The sequence below is a fragment of the Paenibacillus sp. 01L418 genome (genome assembly GCF_056400045.1).
The window spans coordinates 1-5,042 of record NZ_JBFTSN010000444.1; the positions used below are offsets into that span (position 1 = coordinate 1).

Genomic DNA, 5,042 nt, shown 5'->3' on the forward strand with positions numbered 1-5,042 from the left:
TATTATTCATGAATAAGACGATAAAAAAAGCATTTGTATCCACGCTTGCTGCCGTTACATTAATTACCGCATCAGGAGGATTTGTTCCGCTCAGCCAAACCGCTTTTGCAGCTGTTGTGAATGCCGACCTGCATGCAAAGTTCAGCTTTGAGAACAATGCCGCTGATAGTTCCACAAACAATCTCTCGGCTGACATCGTCGGCACTCCAACTTTCGTTCCCGGAAGAATCGGACAAGCCCTTTCTTTAAGTTCAACTAGTGCCAATAAACAATACGTAAATCTAGGCAAGCCATCACAGMTCCAATTCGGAGTCGATAAAAGCTTCAGCTTCTCCTTCTGGGTGAAGTCCTCCGGCGTAGATTCCGATCCTTCCATTCTATCCAACAAAGACTGGAACAGCGGTGCTAATGTTGGCTACAACCTTTCTCTTCAATCCGATAAAAGGCTAAGATGGAATTTCAACACGGCAGGCGGAACACGTATAGATGCTGATATTCCAAACGTCGCTAATGGGAGCTGGCACCATATCGTCATCTCGCATGACCGTACCGTCGGACGCGTAGATTTTTATAAAGATGGCGTGCCTGTTGCAGTCTCTACTTCGAACGGGACCAAATTCAATAATATCGCAAGTGCCATTAGCATTACTGGTCGCACAGGAACGATCGATTCTGGTCTTTCCACAATGCTCGGCAATGATGGCACTGGCAAATATTCTGCAGCTTTGGAAGCGCAGCTCGATGAGGTTCTCATTTTGAATCGTGCGATCACCCCTGAAGAGGTTATAGAAATTTTCAATAGTGCTCCGCCCATTGTAATCAGCGATAAATTCAATGGCACGCTAAAATTCGTAGGTGCAACAGCCACAGCTCCTGGCACAGAATTTAGGCAAATGCTCGACCTGCGCACCCCTTCCATGACAACCGCGATCGACAGCGCGAGCGTAGAAATTGCCTATGACAGCAGCAAATTCACATTCTCACGTGCAACGAAAGCAACGAAAGTAGACACTTCAACACCAGGCATCGTTAAGCTGGAGCTCCCAGCTGGAAGTGTATATAACAAAACCAACCCTTTAGAATTCGCGTCATCTACGCTGTCTGATGTTTACTTTTTTGCGAAGGATGCAAGTGGACAAGGCACGATACAAGTGACTTCTGCTGAATTTTTCGTAGGTGGTAATAAATATGTGAAGGAAACGTTGAACACGCCTGCGCAAACTGTTCAGATTAATACAAAAGCATCTGAGGATATTAACAAAGACAGTCATATTACGATTGGTGATGTTGCCTTGGCTCAAGGGAAGTCCGTTCAAGAACTAACCAATATTGCTGATAAAGTAAAATATATGCCTTACAAACGAGTTGTCGTTATCGGCATCGACGGTGCCGGCATGTCGGTATCAAAGGATGCGCCATACTGGGAAACTCCAAGCTCTGTGAAGGAAACGGTAGGCGACCGATTAAATCTGCCTGCACTGCGCGGCATCATCGAGAAAAGTGCTGCTAGTTATTCCGTCACAACGACGCTGCCTACCGTTTCATCTCCTAACTGGGGTGCTATGTTAAATGGTGTGGACTACAGCAAGCATCAAATTGACAATACGATTAGCGCAAATAATACCTATAGTGAAACATCGCCTTACCCGTCCGTCTTCAAAAAATTGCGTGAACAATTCCCGGAGACTAAGCTTGCTGCCTTCACAACCTGGTCCAACATCATTAATGGACATATTGAACCGTCCCTTGGTGCCGAAGGATATTCTGCGGGCGATAAAGCTAATGTAAATGCTTTTGCAAAATATGCGGCAGACGGCAGAGCATACGATGCATCCCTTATTTTCTTCCAATTGGATGATGTGGACGGTGTCGGACACTCGCTCGGTTTCTATACGAAGGATTATTACGCAAAACTTATGGAAACAGATAACCTTGTAAAAACGATCTATGACTCGCTCGGCAGCAAAAACCTGCTGGACGATACGCTTATTCTAATGACAGCCGATCATGGCGGCGGCACAGAAAACGCAGATCATACGCTCGGCAGTGCTACTGCCCATGGACAAGATTCGCCGCTTGCCAAAACGGTATTTATCGCAGCAAACGGAAGAACAATTGCAACGGATGTAGGTAAGGAGAAGCTTTTGCAAGGAGGAACAACGAAGGATATCGCTGCAACGATATTAGCTGCACTGGAGGTCGATTCGCCGATTGGCGATTCCAAGACGATTGATGGCATGTTCGTCCCTCAGAAGGATCAGAACAAACCGGATGCTCCGAATCTTCAGTTAACCAAAATTGTTGACACCACTTCTAAACAATTAAAAGGTTATGAACTCGCCGTTAGTCATCTGAACACAGATGCTAAAGCCTTGGATATCGAATTAGAGACTGGCGAACTAACTGTCCAATCGATTAAGCCGCTTCAAGCTGGCGTTACCGTATTACGAAATGAAAGTGCCAATGGAAAAACAAGAATCGTCCTTACAGCAGATTCCGCCATCTCGCCGGATCAGCCTATTGTACGGTTAGTAACGCAGTCCCAAAATAACGGTGCATCTGCGGTGCTTCATCAAGCGATGATCGCAAGTGGACAAGGAAAAGAGTCATTGCCTAACTTCACCGCTTCCGTTAAAGAAGAAGGGACAGTAACATCCCGTCCAACTGCTGTATTGGAAGGAAAAACGTCTGTCGTATCCGGTTCAACCTTTACGATTAAGCTAGGCTTGAATGATGTTTCGGACAACGTTTATGCACAAGATATCTCATTTAACTATGACCCGAATGCATTTGAATATGTAGCTAGCCGTTCACTTCTTGAAAAGGTTCAAATTGTGAATACCATCCATGATGAGAAAGGTAAACTCCGACTCATTCTTGCTAGCGAAGGGGTAGAAAACGCGGTTACCGGCAGTAAACAGATTGTGGAGCTTACTTTTAAAGCAAAAGAAACACAAACGGTTACTACAGGTAAAGTAACTGCGGATTCGATCTTAATTTCAAACGGCGAAACTGAAGTTAATGCTGCTCCATACACATTAAATATCCAAGTAACGCCAAAAGAAACGACAAACCCTGCCGATCAAAACCAAGATGGCAAAGTCAGCATTTCGGATTTGGCCCTCATCGTTATTCATTACGGCAAACGCGAAGGCTCAGCGGATTGGGAACAAATTAAACAAGCTGACGTCAACAAAGACGGTGTCATCGATCTATTAGATCTTATTCTCGTCGCTCGCTCCATTGTAGAATAATAATATCATTAGCAACTTGTCCCATATGATAAACTATAACATCCCCATGGCTCAGGGCTATGGGGATGTTATTATACTTTCATTTAGTTAGAAAGCGTTTGGAAAGCCTTGCGTTTACGCTTTGGCTTAATTATTGCTTACAGCCAAGAACGAGAAATGATGACAAGAAGGATAAAAAGGACAAGAATAAATCCAATACTTGAGAATCCGCCACCGCCGCAGCCTACGCCTACTCCTGCAACTGGGTAAGGTGCGCAGTTTCCAGGACCTACATTAGCACCTGCTACTCCATAGCTCATTTGTTCATCTCCTTTTTGTTAACTTACACAGTATCCTATGATTCTGGGGCAAAAGTGTATGGGCTTTTGCAGGAAATGAGCAGATGCCTAAAAAAGCCATCTATTATTGCTTGTCTGCGCATAAAGTAAACGAAGGAACTATTTTTAGGTACATATGGAATTAGAGGGATGGTGTTAAAATGGGCTTTTTGGACGCATTAATGGGGAACGCCTCTGAAGTAAATCCTGACGAGGCGCAAAGGGAATTTGGCAACTTGCTCAGTAGATCGGAGAATGTAGAAAGAGCGTACAAGCTCATTCGCGACATGTTTATTTTTACGAACAAACGCCTCATCATCATTGATAAACAAGGAATAACCGGCAAAAAAATCGATTTCCATTCCTATCCTTACAAAAGCATTACTCATTTCAGCATCGAAACAGCCGGAAACTATGATCTGGATGCCGAGCTGAAGATTTGGATATCAGGCAGCGTCGCGCCCATCCAAAAAACATTCAACAAGAACCTGAACATCTACGATCTTCAGAAGGTTTTGGCTGAATATGTCTTAAAATAAATGATGAACCCCGCAGACCGTAGAGGTCGGCGGGGTTCATTTATTTTCGCGAGAGTATCATTGTATTCAGCCATGCCAGCTCCGAGAGCGTTAACGTACCTTGCTCCGCTTTCTCCCTCCATTTGGTGTCCTGTAGAAGCTTTTGATCCGTAAATTGTCCGAGGGTGTTAATTAAAAGCCTTTGTTCTGCTTCTGATAGATTCAGATCTGACTTTCGATTGTCGGTTGGCCGTTTCATTTTCTCCAGTACCTTCTGTTTGAAATGGTCCCAGCCTGTCCACTTGCCATTATCGTACATCAATCTTGGGCAAATCTTCCCGCTCCAATCGTAATGGCGACGCAGGTGATCGATTCCCCAGCCGTACTGCTTCAGTAGCTTTGCTGCTAATTCGCAAGTATTGGAAAGTGTTTTTTCATAGTCTCCACTCTCGCAAATCTCAATGCTAATCGATGTTCGATTCCCGCTTGCAGCGCCGCTCCCGTCACCCGCATGCCACGCATTCTCATTCAGCGGCAAACACTCAATGACCTCATGCTCGTCCACAACAAGATGATAGGATGCGGTGCGATTATTAGTCGGGTTCGTTAGCCACGCCCTTTCATTTCTCGCTGAGCTGGTAGGGTTGCCTGTGTTGTGAATGGTAATGGATTGCGGCAGAAGCAAATGGCCTGGGCGGCGATTGTTGGGGGTGGATGGGGGGATGTGGTCTGTAAGATATTTAAGGATTACTACCCTCTCCTTCCGAATCGGCTCCGCGCTGCGTCGCTCGAAGTACTTTAGCCTTCAACTCACTTTCAATATGCTTGATGACAATGTCAGGGATCCACTTCTCCCATCCAGCACGATAAGCATTAGCAGTAAGTGACTGCCATGTATGATAGACTAAACCTAGAGTTATTGCATAGAATAAGAGCCCTGGCGTTCCGAGCAT

4 protein-coding genes and 1 pseudogene are annotated in these 5,042 nt (G+C 45.1%); 2 read left to right on the top strand and 3 right to left on the bottom strand.

Annotated elements, in window-relative coordinates; all coding sequences use genetic code 11:
* A partial coding sequence (locus AC1DSE_RS29885) for a LamG-like jellyroll fold domain-containing protein (RefSeq protein ID WP_477528669.1) occupies positions 1–3,254 on the top strand: 3,254 nt, incomplete at its 5' end.
* A gap of 137 nt (positions 3,255–3,391) precedes the next feature.
* Here the strand turns inward: AC1DSE_RS29885 and AC1DSE_RS29890 are convergent.
* Positions 3,392–3,553, bottom strand: coding sequence for a sporulation protein YjcZ (locus tag AC1DSE_RS29890; RefSeq protein ID WP_179089868.1), 162 nt, complete (start codon positions 3,551–3,553; stop codon positions 3,392–3,394).
* Between the two features lie 179 nt (positions 3,554–3,732).
* On the opposite strand from AC1DSE_RS29890, the gene AC1DSE_RS29895 reads away from it, so the two are divergent.
* Positions 3,733–4,110: a PH domain-containing protein gene (locus AC1DSE_RS29895; RefSeq protein WP_076269741.1), complete on the top strand. Its 378-nt coding sequence runs from the start codon at positions 3,733–3,735 to the stop codon at positions 4,108–4,110.
* A 40-nt stretch (positions 4,111–4,150) separates the two neighbouring features.
* Here AC1DSE_RS29895 and AC1DSE_RS29900 read toward each other — a convergent pair whose 3' ends face one another.
* Both AC1DSE_RS29900 and AC1DSE_RS29905 read right to left on the bottom strand, forming a co-directional pair.
* Positions 4,151–4,774 carry a peptidoglycan recognition protein family protein gene (locus AC1DSE_RS29900; protein WP_477510231.1) on the bottom strand — a complete coding sequence of 208 codons (624 nt, stop codon included), beginning with the start codon at positions 4,772–4,774 and terminating at the stop codon, positions 4,151–4,153.
* A gap of 55 nt (positions 4,775–4,829) precedes the next feature.
* Positions 4,830–5,042 (bottom strand): annotated as a pseudogene (locus AC1DSE_RS29905) (phage holin family protein); the annotation flags it as partial.

Excerpts from the sequence above, each read along its gene's own strand:
- AC1DSE_RS29890 (WP_179089868.1), bottom strand. The coding sequence starts at position 3,553 with ATGAGCTATGGAGTAGCAGGTGCTAATGTAGGTCCTGGAAACTGCGCA.
- AC1DSE_RS29895 (WP_076269741.1), top strand. The coding sequence starts at position 3,733 with ATGGGCTTTTTGGACGCATTAATGGGGAACGCCTCTGAAGTAAATCCT.